This window comes from Burkholderia pseudomultivorans, assembly GCF_902499075.1.
In the GTDB taxonomy this organism is placed as follows: Bacteria; Pseudomonadota; Gammaproteobacteria; order Burkholderiales; family Burkholderiaceae; genus Burkholderia; species Burkholderia pseudomultivorans.
This window is the reverse complement of sequence record NZ_CABVPP010000007.1, coordinates 168,286-184,070: the sequence shown is the minus strand read 5'-3', so window position 1 is coordinate 184,070 and position 15,785 is coordinate 168,286. Positions and strand designations below refer to the sequence as shown.

Genomic DNA, 15,785 nt, shown 5'->3' with positions numbered 1-15,785 from the left:
GCTCTTCGTCGTCGCGCTACTGCTATCGCTCTCGCTGACAAAGAGCGGCAACGCACCGCCGGTGTTCTTCCCGCTCTCCGGCCCATGCGTCGCGTAGCTGTTCCCTCCGTTGCCCACGCCGCCGCCCGCGCTGATCCCGACACTGCTCGCGTCGTATTCCGAACGATTCTGGATATCCGAGAACGTCAGCGTCCCGGTCGTCAGCTGGTTCTTGTCCTGCGTCGCGGTACTCGCGATATACGCGCCCTTCAGGTCCGTATTGCCGCCGACCTTGATATCGAAGCCACCGTCTCCCGCCTGAATGCCCGCTTGCTCGTTCACCCCCGCATAGCTGCCGCTCGCGCGGCCAGCCTGCACGCTGACATTCGCGCTCGCACCGCCCATGCCTGCATTGAGCCCGCCGCCCGAACTGGTTTGGCGTGCGGCACTCGCGCTCGTATCCTGCACCGATGCGAGATTCAGGTCGCCGCCAATGTCTGCGATCACCGTGTTCGCTGTGACGTTTGCGCCGACGATATTGGTATCGCCGCCGCTGACGATCGTCGCGGTATTGCGCGCATTGACGTGCGTATTGTTCTGCGTGGCCGCATCCGAGTTCGCATCCCCCTGCGCGCGCGCCATCGACGCCGACACACCGAAGCCGCCCGTGCCATACGACACGCCGAGGCTCGCGCTCTTCGACTCGTTCGTGCTGCGCGTGCTGTCCGTATCGGTGCTGTTGACCAGATTCACCATGTTTGTCGCCCGCAACACCACGTCGTTCGCGGTCACGTCCGAACCCTGGATCGTCACGTTTCCCTGCCCGGCATGCTTGTCGCCGGTCGCGACGAACGCGGCCGTGCCGCCGGCCTTCACGCTGCTGCCGTTGTGCTGCGTGCTGTGCTCGGCGAACGTCGACTTGCTGGACGACGAGCCGAAGCTCAGTTCCAGCTTCGCGTCGATCTTGCCCTTCGGATCGTTCAGCGCGTGCGTCATGTTGCCCGTCGCGCCGACCAGGTCCGCCATGCCGCCCGCCGCCGCGAGTGCATGCAGCGCTGCCGCTCGTCCGTCCTGGCTGGCGCCCGCGCCCTGTGCCTGGCGCGATACGTTCTGCGCAGCATCGATCACCGGCGACTTCACCGCCAGCGCGAAACCCGTGCTCTTCACCTCGCGGACTTCTTCGCGATGACGATCCGTCTGCGACGCATCGATCGTCACTTCCTTCGCGACGCCCGTCACGTTGCCGCCGGCGACGATGTCGGACCCGGTGATGTGCAGCTTGTTGCCGGCCTGCATCGACACACTGCCGCCCGTGCTGCCGATCAGGCTGCCCTGCGAACCCTTCACCGTTTCGCGGCTGCTGCCGATCGTCTGGTGCGTACCATACGAGATCCCCGCGCCGGCGCTGCCGAGGCCGGATTTCTTCACGTCCTTGTAGTGATATTCGCTCGAGGCCGTGTCCGCGGTCGTCACCCTGATGTCGTGTCCCGCGACGAGGTTCACGTCGCCGGTCGCGGCGATCGCCGCGGCCTTCGCCGTCAGGTCGTTTCGGGCCTCGACGGCGACGGTGTTGCCCGACAAGGTCGTGCCGATCGCGTGGGTATGGCTGCTCGAATCGATCGTGTGCGTCGACTTCGACGACAAAAGCCCGCTTTCCTTGCGATAGTGCGCTTCGTGCGCGCTCGCACTCTGCTCGCCGGCGTTCAGGGTGACATCGCGCCCGGCGCTGACGCCAATCGCGCCACCCGCATTCGCATAAGCCGCCGTCGTGTTCACATCACGGCCGGCCACGATCGCCAGGTCGCCGCCCGTCGCGATCTGCGTGCCGGTATCGATCGACGCCGTGTGTTGTGCGTGATTGCGATCGTCCCATCTCACCGCGTCCCGGCTGCTCTGGCGAACCGCATTCAGATTGATGTCGTTGTTCGCCGCCAGTACCGCACCCCCCGCCACCGCAATCACGGCCGCATCGGCATTCAGATCGCGGCCGGCGACCGCCTGCAACGTGCCCGCATTGACCGTCGATACGCGGTCGATACCGGCCGCGCTGCCATTCGCGGCGGTCACCGAACTCGTCGTACTCGTCAGGTTGAGGTCGCGGCCGGCCGACAGCGCCACGGCATTGCCTTGAATGAGCCCCCCCAGGTTGTTCAGGTCGCGAGTCGCGCTCGCGAGCACGGTTCCGCCCGACACCGTGCCGCTGTTATCGATCGAATCGGCGCGAATGATCGTCACGTGGCGAGCCGCAATCGTGCCCGAGTTGCTGTATGCACCATCCGACTCGATCGTGACGTCCTTGCCGGAAACGATCGTGCCTTCGCCGGTCACGTCCGCCGCGTTCGCGCGCAGATAGACCTGCGGCACCAGCACCGTCTGCTGACTGCCGTCCGGCAAGGTCACCGTCTGATTCACGAGCCACACGATGTCGCTCGTCAGCGCGGCCATTTGCGCATCGGTCAGCGTGGTGCCGATGTTCAGCCCGAACTGCTGCGCCGCCTTGACGCCATTCGCCATCAGGGCCTGGTATGCGCGCTGGTTGTCCGTATAGTCGCCGATGAAACGCTGCCCCGTCGCCTGGATGATCTGCTGCTGAATCAGTTGCTGCTCGTAGAAGCCGTCGCCGATCCGCCGGAGCACCGTAGCCGGATCGACCTTGAGCGCATCCAGCATCGTGTCGCTCGACGCCCACTGCCGGTAGTCGGTAAAGCGTGGATCGGTCTCGATCAGGAAGCGGCTGCCCGGGTCGGTCGTCACCCGATACAGCGCATTGCCCGGCACGCTTGTGTTCGGCGTGACTGTCCGCACGACCACGCCGCCGACATCGGCCTTCACGGCCGATACGTTCCCGACCGCGACGCCGGCGACGCCCGCCCCAACCCGGACTTCTCCATCGACGTTCTTGCCCGCAACCGGCGTCACGCCGGACCCGCTCGTGCCCTGCGCGGCGGCGATCGCCGCCGCGACACTCTTGACCGGACTGGACGGCGTGCCCGGATCGGTCAGCACTATCGGCAGATCGATCGTTCGCGATGGAATGGCCGGCGAGTAATCGGCGGTCGAGCTCGCGCGCTCGTCGCCCCTGAATGCGCCGCCCGACTGAACCCAGGTATGGATCGCCTTGCCCGAGCCCGTGAACGTCTCGGTGCCCGTCGCACCGATGTTCTGCACGTTTGTCGGATGGTTGCCGTCGCCCGCCACGATCCGGCTCTTGTCGTTGATGCCGGACGCAGCGTCGATCGTGATGTGACGGCCCGCGGTGATCGTGCCGGGCTGCGACGCGGTGACAACGTCCGTGGTCGACTTCACGTCGACCGTGTAGACCGTATAGGTCTCCACGAGCCGCCCAGCCACGTCGCCGTTATACGCGGCGATTGCCTGATTGAGGCTCCGATAGGCGGCTGCGGTCGCGTTGTACCACTGCTGGAATGGCGCACATGCGGCGTGGGTCGAAGTCAGGCACGACGAGCTCGGCACCCCGAAAATCGGCCGCTTCTCACCGGTCACGTCGGCTTCCGTCGGCGGCTTGACGGCAAACCAGTCGCTGCCGACCTTGCTGCGGCCGGCGAACAGGCTGCCGATTGCCGTCATCCAGAACGGTCCCGTCGTCATCCATGCCGGATTTGCGTCCGGGGGCGGAGCGACGCCGAACTGTGCCCAGATATCGGCAGGCACTGTCCGGTATGCACCGGTCTGAGCCGCAGCCCCGCTCGCCCCGAAGTTTCCGGCAGGGTAAGCCGTCACGTCGATCTTGCCGGCTACGCCGTTCATCGTGTACTTCGCATACTCGGCAAACGGATATTTCTCCGACGGCAGCAAGATGAATTTCTGGTCGTCGTCCAGCGCCCAACGGTAGTCGGTGCCGGGACGGATTTCCTGGCTGTTCTTCTGGTACAGGTAAATGGTCGACGGGTCGATCCTCTCGGTCGAGCCCGGCACCTGATACCACAGCTGATTGCCGCTGTCGGTCGCGATCGTCGAAGTCCGGAAGTTCGAATTCAGGTTCTCGAACCGGGTCGCGTCGATCGCGATATCGCGGCCGGCATCGATCTGTGCGCCGTCGTTCGTCACGGTCTGCGCGCTGCCGGTTGCCTGTCGGTTCGCATCCAGCGCGCCGCCGATGCGGATATCGCCACTCGCGTAGACGAGCGCGTCGTTCCAGTTCTCGAGCATCCGTGCACCGATGTCGAGATCGCCGCGGGAAGCGATCACGCCGCCGATGCCCCCGGCGTTCCGGTCGTTGACGATCGTGTTCGCGCCCATCGTCACGGTATCGCCGTAGATTCGGCCGCCGGCATTCGCGATGGTATCGCCGGCAGTCACCTTCGTTGCGCCGCCGTCGATCAGGCCTTCGTTCGTCACCGAGTGGCTTGCATGAACATCGGTCGCGTTGCCGCCGAAAATCTCGCCGGTCGAACGGTTCAGCACAGTATCGGCGTATACGTTCGCGGCATTTCCCGCCGACAGCACGCCGCTGTTGTCGAGCATGCTGCTGGCCGTCTTCAAGTCGCGGCCCGCTACGATCCGGCCGCGGTTGGTCAACGCGCCTTGTGTCGTCACGTCGACGTCGCCCGCCGACTGGAGCTTGCCGTCGTTGTCGAGCGTGCCGGCCGAGACCGTCAGTTGCCGACCGCCGTTGACGTCGCCCCGGCTGTTGATCAGCACATCCGATGCCGTCAGCGTGGCCGCGCCTTTCGACTGGATGCTGCCCGACGTGTTGTCGATGCTCGATGCGGCAAGCGTCGCCGCCTGGTCCGCACGAATCGAGCCGCCGGCGTTGTCGATCGTCCGGCTGGCATCGAGCGCAACGCTTGCGCCCTCCATCCCTGCGGCCAGCCCCGGCACGCCTGCCGTAGCCGGCAGCGACGCGTCGACAGTCTGCGCATTGCGGATCGTGTCGCCCGTCACCGACAGCGCGCCGCTCGCGTGCATGGCGCCGCGCGTATTGTCGATCGTCGTGCCGGATACCGTCACGTCGCCGTTTCCGCCGATCTGGCCTGCGACGTTCGACACCGTGCCGGCACTTCGTACCGTCAATGCGCCATCGGCCACGAGCGAACCGGCGTCATTGATCACGGATGCTGCGTCGACGCTCGCCGCACCGCTCGACGAGAGCGCGCCGCCCGTGTTGTCCAGCGCGCCCGTCGCCAGTACGACGCCATTGCCGAGAACCCGACCGCCCGTCGATTGCCCCGGCAGGACGCGGTTATCGAACGCCCGGCCGTGTGTATCGATGTCGATCGCTCCCGCTGCCTGCATCAGCCCCGACCGGTTATCGAGGGCGCCCGAGCGGCTCGTCAGCGACTGGCTCGCCGCCACGTTGCCGAGCGTGTTGTCGATCGCCCCGTGTCCAGCCGCGAGCGTCACATTCGCGCCCGTAATCGTGCCACCCGCGTTCAGCAGGCCCGCATGGGTCAATGTCGTGTCGCCGAAGGCCAGCAGCTTGCCGCCTGCGTTGTCCGTCGTACCGGATGTCGTTACCGACAATGCACCGGACAGCGACCCGATGGTGCCGGCGCGATTCGAAACGGTCTGCGCCGTCACGGTCGCGTCGTGGGTCGCCGCAATCGTGCCGCCGGTGTTTGTCAATGCGTCGGCTATGTCGAGCTTCGCCGCATCGGCCGCCAGCGTACCGTCCGAATTGTCGAACGCACCGGCCTGCGCGTTCAGCGCGCCGGCGGCGGCAATCGTGCCCCGCGTATTGTCGAGTGCCTGCGAGACGGTCAGCGTCGCCTCGCCGCTGGACGCACCGATCTGGCCCGCCCGATTGCTCAGCATGGCGGCCTTGACCGACAACCCGGTTGCGCCTGCCAGTTTGCCTCCGTCGTTCGATATCCCGCGCTCGGCGGTCAGCGACAATCCGGCCGACGAAGACCCGATCTGGCCTCCCGCATTGACGAGATCCCCGGCCCGGATCAGCGCGTCGCGCGCGGCCGCGATGCTGCCGTTCGCGTTGTCGATCGTGTCGCTTGCGATGTCGAGCACATTGGCGGAACGCACCGTGCCGCCCGTGTTCGCCAGAGACTGACCCGCACGCAGCGTCGTGTCGCCGGCGACCGATCCGATCGTGCCCGATGCGTTGTCGATGCGGTTTACCGTCAACGAGATGCCGTTGCCGCCGACCATGACGCCGGACCGATTCGAGACGACACCCGTCGCCGTCACGGTCAGTGCATCAGTCGTGCCGATCCGGCCGTCCGTATTTTCGACATCCGTTGCGTCGATTCGCGCGGCGTGCGCGCCGATCGATCCTGCCGAGTTGTCGAGATGCGCTGCGCGGACAGTCAATGCGTCGCCGGATGCGAGCTTGCCGCCCGCGTTGTTCAGCGATTGCGCGACGTCGAGCGACGTATCGCCCGCCACGGAACCGATCTGGCCCTGTGCGTTGGAAACCGTATGCGCGGCCAGCGTCAGGCCATGGCCGCCTGCGATCTTCCCGTCCCGGTTCGACACGCTGCCGGTCGCCGTCAGCGACAGCGCGCCCGTCGAGGTGCCGATCTCGCCCGCGACGTTCGTCACATCCTTGGCGGCGATCCGCGCCGTGCGGGCGATCACGTGCCCCTGCGTATTGTCGAGCGCGCCAGCCGTGCTCAGCGACAGCGCGTCCGCCGACAACGTGCCGGACCGGTTCGAAACCGCTTGTGCGGTCACGTTTGCCAGACCGCGCGCGCTGATGACGCCCGCATCGTTGACCAGTTGTGCGGCATTCAGCGTCAGGTCCCGGCCGCTCACTGTCCCGCCGACGTTCGACAACGTGCCGTCGGCCGTCACGTCGACCGCACCGGCCGCACTCACGGTCCCGCCATCGAGCGTCACGTCGTTCGCGAGCAGATTGACGCTGTCGCCCGCTGCCAGCGTGCCGCGGCTCGTCACCTGTGCGGCGCGCGCCGTGACCGAACCGCCGTCGACCAGTTGGCCCGCGGAATCCACGCCCGCGTACGCATGCCCGCCATTGTCGACCGACAGCGCGGCCGTCAGGTTGGTATTACCACCCGACACAATCGTTCCGGTATTCGACAGCGCCAGCAATGCGTTCAGATCCATGGCCTGCGCGCTGACTATCGTGCCTTGCTGCACAACTTCCGCACCGTCGATCCGGATGTTCGCCGCCGACTGCAGACGCGCGGCCGGCGCAATCGTCACGTCGCCGTTGTTCGACACACGAATATCGCCCGTCAGCGAGGTGATCGATCCGGCGTCGCGTACACCCACGCCCGCCTCGGTCCCGATCATTCGCACGCTATTGGCGAACATGCTGCCCAGCGCCTGCACGTCGATCGCGACGCCCGGCGCCGCGCCTGCGCCGTCACGGGCTTGCGCGGCGTTGTCCGCATAGTCGACGCGGTTCGCGCCGGCCACCGCATCGATCGAATCGGCCCACACCTGGCCGTTGATCGTCATCGCACGTGCAATCAGGTCGATCGCACTGCCGCGCGCGTCGAGCCCCGCACCGTCGATCCCGAGTCGCCCCTGCGTCACGTCGAAACCGGCCAGCGTACCGTCCGGATTGAAGGTCGGTGCGCCGGTTGCCAGCGTCACGCGCGGGACGTTCAGAAAGCCGCAACCCGCACAGGTGATGCCCGCCGGGTTCGCGATCACGAGATTCGCGCGGTTGCCCGCGATCTCGGTCGGCCCGAGCAGCCGGCTGGGATTGCCCGACGTGACCTGATTGACGATCACGCGCGCCGCCTGATTGCCGAGGAACGGATTGCCCTGAACCCAGCCGGCGAGTTGCGTCTGCGTGTTCCGGCCACTGTTGACGAGCACGGCGCCCTGCGTGCCGACGTTGTACTGCGTGAAGCTGTTCAGCGAGACGCCGTTCTTCGGCGCGGTGATATTGACGAGCGGCACGCCCGATGCCGACACGCCGACAACCGGATGCGCCGGCCCGCTGCGATCGGGTGTGATCGGCAGCGTGGCCTGCGCCTCGGCGACGAGCGGCTGCATGCCGAAGGTACAAAGCGCCGCAAACGCGATCGCGCGCGCCGCGAACCAGATCGAAACGCCGGATTCCGGCGCCGGGGTCGGTACCGTTCGTCGCATGCGCGCACCTTCGCCGCCTCCATGCGCAGACGCATATTCGTCGACAGCCACCAGCATGTCGCGTACGGCATTGAACACCACGCGAAAGATTCCGGAATTCATGTTCGAGGTCTTCCTGAAGAGTCGTGCGACCGGCGGCATCGCACGCGCGTCGATGCCGCCGGTCGCAGTCACGCGTTATTTGCAGCTCAGCATCGCGAGGCCGTTGATGCCGCCCGCCGTCGGCGCGTAGACGCCATACGACACGACGAGATACGGCGTCGCTGCGTTCGGGCCCACGAACGACGAGTAGAGCGACGAGCGCGTCCCGGACGACGTCAACATCGCGCCCACCCGGCTGTTGCCGCTGAAGATCTGCGCCTTGTCGGTGCCGATCGAGTACTGCAGCGTCAACGCCGCGCTCGCGTAGCGCTGACCGAACGCGTCGGTCTGACTGGTCACGACGGCGGTCGCGGTGCCCAGCGAGCCGGGCGCGGTATTGCCGTCGGTCGACGTCGGCCGCGTTGCGGCGACCAGCGAGCAGTTCAGCCGCGACTGATCGGTCAGGCCGACCGTCACCGGCGCGCCGACCGCCCAGGTCTGCCCCTGGTTGGCGTTGTAGGAATGGCCGGCGGAGTCGCTGCCCGCCGTCCAGCGGCCGATCGCAAAATCGCCGTTGCCGGCGATGTCGGTCACGGTGCCGGTCGACAGACTCAGCGTGTCCTTGCTTCGCGGCAGCACCGTATACGCGCCCGGCGCCTGCGATTTGAGCAACGACGCGTCGACGCTCCTGGCCGACAGCACCAGCGAGCCGCTCGGGAACGATCCGTCTGCGTTCCACGAGACGGGCGGGGTCAACACATTCACCTCCGCGAAACTGCTCGACAGCGCGTGCGACTCGCCTTCGACGCGAATCGACGACGAAGACGACGACGCGCCGCCCGACGTCGCTCCGCCCGACGTCGCTCCGCCCGCCGATGCGTCGATCGACGCGGCCGGGCTGCCGCCGTCGTCACCGCCGCCACACGCGCTCAACCCCAGCGCGGCCGCCACCGCGAACGTCGCTGCCGCGACCTGCACAATGCGATGCTTCTCACCTGCGTGCTGCATGGTTTCTCCTTCTTCTGGTTGACGATCGATACAACGCCGGATCGAGATCCCCGACCTCGTCCGGTTCACCCCCACTACGCTCAGAACAACGTGCTGACCTGAAACAGCAGCGTTGGCGAATCGGTCCTGAAACCTTGCGGCTTCGACAGTGGCCAGCCGAGCGACACGTCGTAGCTCGGCGTCGCGCCGGCCACGCGTTTCGGCGCGAGACTGCCGCGCACGCCGACGACGGCGCCGACGAGCGTGTCGCCGAGCAGGTATTGCGCGGCCGGCCCGCACACGCGTCCCGCATCGACGCCGGCGTACAGCGCCTGCGTGCCGACCCGCGTCGGCACATACCAGTCGAGTTCGTTGGAAACCGCCCAGCCGCTCTCGGCGGCCAGCGTCAGTTGTTGATCGAAACCGCGCACCGCATAGCGCGTGCCGATCGTGAAGTAATCCGAAGGCGTCAACGGCGTGCGCGCGTTCTGCATGTTCCAGCCGAACCGGTACGTGAACGCGCGGCCGCCGATCCTGAACGGCGCTTGCGCGCCGAGGCTCGCGAGCGCGACCCGCGTCTTGCCGTCGAACGCCGGCGCACCTACCACCGTGCCGGCATGGCTGGACCAGCCCGGCAGCGACGCGCGCCACGCGAACGAGCCGTCGAGTACCACGTTGCCGATGTATTGCCGATGCGCGGCGCCCAGTTCGTAGCCGACGATGTCGCGATGCTGGACCGGCACGTCCATCCCGTCGATCGCGTTGCGGCTGATCTTGCGGAACAGGTTGCCGTGCAGCGACGTCCGCGCATGTGCGTTTCGGTAGATCACGCCGGACAGGCCGGCCTGCAGCGAGGACTGGACGCCGCTGTATTCGATCGGCTCTCCAAAGCCGGCGGCGGTCTGCTTGTAGCGCGAGCGGCTCGCGCTCAACGTCAGCATCGCGTAGCCGATCGGCACGCTGTAGTTGGCGGACACCGACTGGTTGCCCTGGTCGGACGCGCCGAAGTTCGCGTTCGTCGTGCCCGCGACTTGCAGCTGGTCGTAGAGATGGAGCGGCGAATCGAGCGTGACCGAGCCGGACAGCTCGTACTTGCCGGTCGAATCGAGGCCCGCGTTGTCCGCGCCGATGACGGCATGCCAGCGCTTGCCGGTGCCGGGGTGCAGCACGATGTCCGAGTCGCCCGGATGCGCGCCCGGCGCGATGTCGAAGACGGCATCGGACTGCGACTGCAGGCGGCGCAGGTTCTCCAGCCCCTGATCGATGTCGCGCTGGTTCAACAGCGCGCCGGTCGAAGTCGGCAGCGCCGCGCGCAGCCAGCCGATGGCGGGTCCGTCCGCACGCACGTCGCCGATGCGCCCCGGCACGACATGCAGCGTCAGCGTGCCTGCTTGCAGCGACTGCGTCGGCACCAGAACGCGCGACGTCACGTAGCCGCGCTCGATCAGCGCGTTATTGGCCGCATCCTGGATCCGCCTGAGCGCGGTCCTGCCGACGCATTGCCCCACGACCGGTTGAAGGAAACGCGCGAGCCAACCGGACGTATTGCCTTCCAGCGCGATCGCCTGGATCGGAAAGCACGGCGTGTCGAGCGGCAGGCTCGCGATGCCGGCGTCCGCCGGTTTATCACCGGTGGGCGTCAGCACGTTCGGGTCCGGATTCAGTTCCTTGACGGCTTCGAGCTGCTGCTGTTGAAAGCGCTGGATTTGCGGGCCGGACGTCATTTCGGACGGTTTCATGCCTTGCGCCAACGCTGAAACGCTCGCCAACGCCGAAATCAACGCTGCCGAAGTTTCTCGATGCTTCATTGGTTAGCGGCGTAAAGATTGACCTTCGCCGCATCCTAATTCATCGATGCATTTACAGATACATTTGCGCGAATTACATAAAATCGTTTTCTACTTAGCACCTTGTAATGATAATTTGTACTCGTCCTATATTTTGCGGGACGCTCGGCCATTCGACCTCCATCATCGACGAGATGGAGTTGACGATTGGAAACCTTTTTACCATCACGGTACTTGTATCGCGTCGCCAATCGGTCAAATGAAACTCTATCTTCTCACCCGATCCCTGAAACCGTATCTCAATGATTCGCAGGATGGATTCACAACACAAATAGAGATAACTCGAATCCGGCACCACGATCGATCGAATTTTATTAGATTGACATATCGCCTTTTCTTATTCGTCGTCTCGACGTTTCGAATAAGACGAGTCCGCACTTCATGCATGTCGCGCATTTACAACAGATATCGGACTATCTCGAATTTGGCGCATTGTTTTCGTCGTGCGCCAAACCCTTTTACCCCCGCATGTTCTCCGGCGCGCCATGGCCTAGAACCCGGCAAGACGCACATCCCCCCGAGCCGCCCGGTCGCGGGTATGCTTGCAACTCAAAGGCTCACGAACAAAGGGCGGCGCAGCACGCGCCGGCCCGCCAACCGCCATTCACCACCACGATCCATGGATTTCGACGTCATCGTTCTCGGCGCGGGCATTGTCGGCGTGTCCGTCGCGCTGCACCTTCAGGATCGCGGCCGCAAGGTCGCGCTCGTCGATCGCAACGCCCCCGGCGAAGGCACGAGCTTCGGCAACGCGGGGCTGATCGAGCGCTCGTCGGTCGAGCCGTATCCGTTCCCGCGCAGCCCGTTCACGCTGATGCGCTACGCGCTGAACCGCTCGACCGATCTGTACTGGCACAGTGCGTCGCTGCCCGCGTTCGCGCCATGGCTCGCGCGCTTCTGGTGGGAGTCCGCGCCGCAGCGCCACGCGGCAGCCGCGCGCGACATGCTGCCACTGATCGAGCGCTGCATCGTCGAGCACGACGCGCTGATCGCACGTGCCGGCGCCGGCGAACTCGTGCGCGCGAGCGGCTGGATGGAAGCGTTCCGCACGCCGGCCGCGTTCGAGCGCGGCGTCGCCGATGCGCAGCTCACCGCGCGCCGCCACGGGCTCGGCATCACACCGCTCGACGCGGCGGCGCTGCTCGCGCAGGAGCCGAGCCTCGCGCCGGGCTTCTGCGGCGCGCTGCACTGGCGCGATCCGAAAAGCGTCGTCGATCCGGCCGCGCTCGTCAAAGCGTATGCACGACTGTTCGAACAGGGCGGCGGCATGCTGCTCGACGGCGACGCCGCGACCCTCGAGGCGCTGTCGCCCGGCTGGCAGGTCAGGACGCGCGACGGCACGGCCGCCGCGCCGTCGGTCGTCGTCGCGCTCGGGCCGTGGTCGGACACGGTGTTCGGCAAGTTCGGCTATCGCATTCCGCTGCGCGAGAAGCGCGGTTATCACATGCACTACGCGCCGTCCGCGCGCGGCGTGCCGTCGGCGCCGATCGTCGATCGCGAATACGGTTACGTGATCGCGCCGATGCGGCGCGGGCTGCGGCTGACGACCGGCGTCGAGATCGCGCGGCGCCGCGTGCCGCCGACCGGCGTGCAGCTCGAACGCGCGGAACGCATCGCGCGACCGGTATTCGGTTTCGGCGAGCGGCTCGATCCGCAGCCCTGGCTCGGCTTCCGGCCGTGCACGCCCGACATGCGTCCGGTGATCGGCCCCGCGCCCGCGCATCGCGGGCTGTGGTTCGCGTTCGGGCACAACCATCACGGGCTGACGCTCGGCCCCGTTACGGGCCGCCTGCTGGCCGAGATGATCACGGGCGAGACGCCGTTTACCGATCCGGCGCCCTATCGCGCGGATCGGTTCTGAGCATGATGCTGAGCCATGCCGGGGAGGCGACGCGGCAGCCCACCTTCCCGCGCCCGGCAATATTCAGCCGAAGACTGCCTCTGATCGACGTATGTATTGAACGAAGTCGATGCAAGGAACACCAACCTCACGCATGGAACAAACGGACGGTATCTTTCGTTTCGAGTTCACGTCCGGTGGATTGTTTTGTTGAGCCTCATTTGATACCAGCTCTCTCCCGTGCGCCCGTGCTGTGGCAATGATGAGCAAATCGTTCTCGCCGACGCCCTTCGGGTGATAGTTGTCGCCGACAATTCCAAGTAGTCCCTTGATACGCACGGCGTCCTGCGCAATCCCGTTGGTGACCTCCAATGGCTCAAGACCAGCCGTCACAAGCCAATCGCCGCAGTCCGGGGTCCCTGCGCATACCTCTCCGTAAGCGACGATAGACATCATTAGCCTCCGTGCATTGATCTCAGCCGCCATCCATGTCCAGAGTCCCGGAAATTGATTCGCGGGATAGTTATCCCAGGCGTAGATCATCGAAGAGGCGTCAAACACCTGCATAGAAACGTTCCAATTGGTGCAGGTCGTTGATCTTCAGGCCATCGAGATACCGGCTCGCCTTTGCCAACGTGATGTACCGCCCATCCAGCGCGTCCAGTACCGTCCGCACGAATCTGTCGCCAAAAATATGCGAGGGCTCTCGATGGCGGTACATCCGACTCCCGGTATCTTGCTCCGGCGCCGGCTGGGCAGCCCGCCAGTGTCGATAAGCAGCGTATTGCTCCTGCGGCAGCCGGCCCGCATCAAGCAGTCGGCGCAATATGACCTCTGTGCTAACGCCCCACTGTCGGCGCAGTGGCCTCAGCCACTCGTCGTACTCGGCAACTTGTCGCGGACGCGCCAGATCGTCCACCCTGGCAAGGAACGCCGCGGGTACCAGCAAGTGACCAGCGAACGCGTTCGCGTCCCGCTCGCTACCTCGGTGGGACTGCATATCGTGCTCATCGTCGATCGAACTGCCCCGGTGCAACAGCAGGTGCCCCAGCTCGTGCATCAGCGTGAAGGACTGCCGGGCTTCGTGGGTTTGCTTTTTTACAACGATGACCGGACAGTCAGGACTGTAGATGCTGAAGCCCAGGATTGGGCTCTCTTTGGCGATCTGCCACTTTCCGTTGTAGCCGTTGCTACGGAATACCAACAAACCTTGCGCTTCTACCGCCGACCTGTAACTGTCAAACGTGTTGTCATCGCCAAGGCCAAGCCACCGGCGCGCAATTCTCGCTGCTTCAGCGGGGTCGTCGCGCGGGATATCCGGCGCCTCAAATCGAGGCAAGTTTGCGTCGTCAAGGTCTTCGCGAAGGCTCAGATATATCTCGCGTTGTCTCTCGACACGCTCTATGAGCATCTTCAGTCTCGCGGTCAACTCCGGTTTTTGGTTCGCCAAGGTCCGGAAAGCCGGGGTATGTACCTCGGCTTCATCGACCGGTCCCGGCTCCAGAAAGAAAAGCGCTCCCCGGCCGAAGAAGCTCGCTACCTTGCTGAGTTGAGGAAACGTCAAGCCTCCCTCACCCGCCATCACGCGATCCATCGTCGTCTGCGAAATGCCGACCGCAGACGCGAGTTCGCCTGGCGTTGTGCCGTGATCGGCACAGCACCAAGTTATTCGCTCGGGGTTGATCGACTGTATGCGCTCCATAGCGGTTGATTATACCGACGGGGCGCCGGCTTGCCGTGCTTCCGCCGCCTCTCCGAAGTGCGCGGGCGGCGCATGGCTGATGCGTTACATGGTGGGACGCCTCCCCCGCGTTCACACCGGCACGCCATAGCACCGCGCGGCCGTCCCACCCCACAGCGCGTTGCGCTCCGCCGCCGACAGGCGCGCCTCCGCCCAGCGCTCGACGAGCGACGCGACTTCGTCGTACGAGGCCGCGAGCAGGCAGACCGGCCAGTCCGATCCGAACATCAGCCGCTGCGGGCCGAACGCGTCGAGCGCGGTGTCGAGACATTGCTCGAGGTGCCGGATATCCTGCGCGCGCAGTCCGCGCTTCCAGTCCGCCTCGGTCACGAGCCCCGACAGCTTGCACATCGCATGCGGCAGCGCAGCCAGTTCGCGCAGCGCCGTGCACCAGCGTGCATGCGCGCCGGCGTCATGCGCGAATTCGGCGAGCGCGGGCTTGCCGAGATGATCGAGCACGAGCCAATGCGCATCGTGCCGCGCGCAGAAATCGCGCAGGTCCGCCAACTGGCGTTCGAACACGAGCACGTCGTACACATAGCCGTTCGCCTGCAGCCACGCGATGCCGCGATTGAAATCGGGATCCGCGACGAACGCACCCACGTCGGCTTCGTCCTGTAGTTGATGACGAAAGCCGCGCAGCTTCGGGCTGCACCATTCGGCGACATGGTCGCCGAGTTGCGGCGAACGGAGATCCTCCCAGCCGACCACCGCCGCGATACGCGCGTCGTCGCGCGCGAGATCGAGCAGGAACGCCGTCTCGTCGCGCCCCGCGCGCGCCTGCACCGCGATCGATGCGCCGAGCGCCTGCGCGTGCATCTGCGGCCACAGCGCATCGGGCAGGTAGTCGCGAGCCAGCACGCGCATGTTCGGGCCGATCCACGGATAGTCGCTCGCGCGGTAGCGCCAGAAGTGCTGATGGGAGTCGATACGCACTGCGCCCATGGTGTCCTCGTCCCTGATCGTGCGTGCAGCGCCGCCGCGGTGCCGCCACGGCGCGGTCGGTCGTACCGCGAGGCCGCCATCTTCGAGTCGCCGGTCTCGATCTCGTCGGACTGGCAAAAACCGGTATCGACGACAGCTTTCGCCGTCGCTCGCCCTCGAGGCCGCCTCGCCCATCCCGTCGACGATCCCGACCGGTTGCGGCTTGATTGCGCCGGCCATCAGCCCGCCGCGGATCGATTCCTTCTGCTGCCTGCCGGAATCCTACCGGACGACCACGCGTTTGCGCGTCATCTCGCGCACGCCGCTTTCGCAACGCCCACCGATC

At 65.9% G+C, this 15,785-nt stretch carries 7 protein-coding genes; 1 reads left to right on the top strand and 6 read right to left on the bottom strand.

Annotation, left to right across the window (positions count from 1 at the left end):
* The 3 genes from BST28156_RS08050 to BST28156_RS08040 all read right to left on the bottom strand — a co-directional run.
* Window positions 1-8,076, bottom strand: an 8,076-nt coding sequence (locus BST28156_RS08050; RefSeq protein ID WP_254596359.1) for a two-partner secretion domain-containing protein, incomplete at its 3' end; no start/stop codon positions are given.
* A 120-nt stretch (window positions 8,077-8,196) separates the two neighbouring features.
* A complete protein-coding gene (locus BST28156_RS08045) occupies window positions 8,197-9,108 on the bottom strand; it encodes a hypothetical protein (RefSeq protein WP_174901963.1) in 912 nt (303 codons plus the stop codon).
* An 80-nt stretch (window positions 9,109-9,188) separates the two neighbouring features.
* Window positions 9,189-10,895 (bottom strand): ShlB/FhaC/HecB family hemolysin secretion/activation protein, encoded by a 1,707-nt coding sequence (locus BST28156_RS08040; protein ID WP_174901962.1) that lies wholly within the window; start codon window positions 10,893-10,895, stop codon window positions 9,189-9,191.
* Window positions 10,896-11,553: 658 nt separating this feature from the next.
* On the opposite strand from BST28156_RS08040, the gene BST28156_RS08035 reads away from it, so the two are divergent.
* Window positions 11,554-12,795, top strand: a complete 1,242-nt coding sequence (locus tag BST28156_RS08035) for an NAD(P)/FAD-dependent oxidoreductase (protein ID WP_174901961.1) — start codon at window positions 11,554-11,556, stop codon at window positions 12,793-12,795.
* Window positions 12,796-12,858: 63 nt separating this feature from the next.
* On the opposite strand, the gene BST28156_RS08030 is transcribed toward BST28156_RS08035, so the two are convergent.
* The 3 genes from BST28156_RS08030 to BST28156_RS08020 all read right to left on the bottom strand — a co-directional run bounded on the left by BST28156_RS08030 (window position 12,859) and on the right by BST28156_RS08020 (window position 15,460).
* On the bottom strand, window positions 12,859-13,341 hold the full coding sequence (locus BST28156_RS08030) for a DUF4411 family protein (RefSeq protein WP_060244337.1): 483 nt from the start codon (window positions 13,339-13,341) through the stop codon (window positions 12,859-12,861).
* Entirely contained in the window at window positions 13,328-14,368 is a 1,041-nt protein-coding gene (locus tag BST28156_RS08025) for an ImmA/IrrE family metallo-endopeptidase (protein WP_254596358.1), read from the bottom strand. Before BST28156_RS08025 ends, BST28156_RS08030 begins: the two co-directional genes overlap by 14 nt.
* A gap of 219 nt (window positions 14,369-14,587) precedes the next feature.
* Entirely contained in the window at window positions 14,588-15,460 is an 873-nt protein-coding gene (locus BST28156_RS08020; RefSeq protein ID WP_174901959.1) for an L-fucono-1,5-lactonase, read from the bottom strand.
* Between the last annotated feature and the right edge of the window lie 325 nt (window positions 15,461-15,785).

Coding starts and splice junctions, on each gene's coding strand:
- BST28156_RS08045 (WP_174901963.1), bottom strand. CDS start 9,108: ATGCAGCACGCAGGTGAGAAGCATCGCATTGTGCAGGTCGCGGCAGCG.
- BST28156_RS08040 (WP_174901962.1), bottom strand. CDS start 10,895: ATGAAGCATCGAGAAACTTCGGCAGCGTTGATTTCGGCGTTGGCGAGC.
- BST28156_RS08035 (WP_174901961.1), top strand. CDS start 11,554: ATGGATTTCGACGTCATCGTTCTCGGCGCGGGCATTGTCGGCGTGTCC.
- BST28156_RS08030 (WP_060244337.1), bottom strand. CDS start 13,341: ATGCAGGTGTTTGACGCCTCTTCGATGATCTACGCCTGGGATAACTAT.
- BST28156_RS08025 (WP_254596358.1), bottom strand. CDS start 14,368: ATGGATCGCGTGATGGCGGGTGAGGGAGGCTTGACGTTTCCTCAACTC.
- BST28156_RS08020 (WP_174901959.1), bottom strand. CDS start 15,460: ATGGGCGCAGTGCGTATCGACTCCCATCAGCACTTCTGGCGCTACCGC.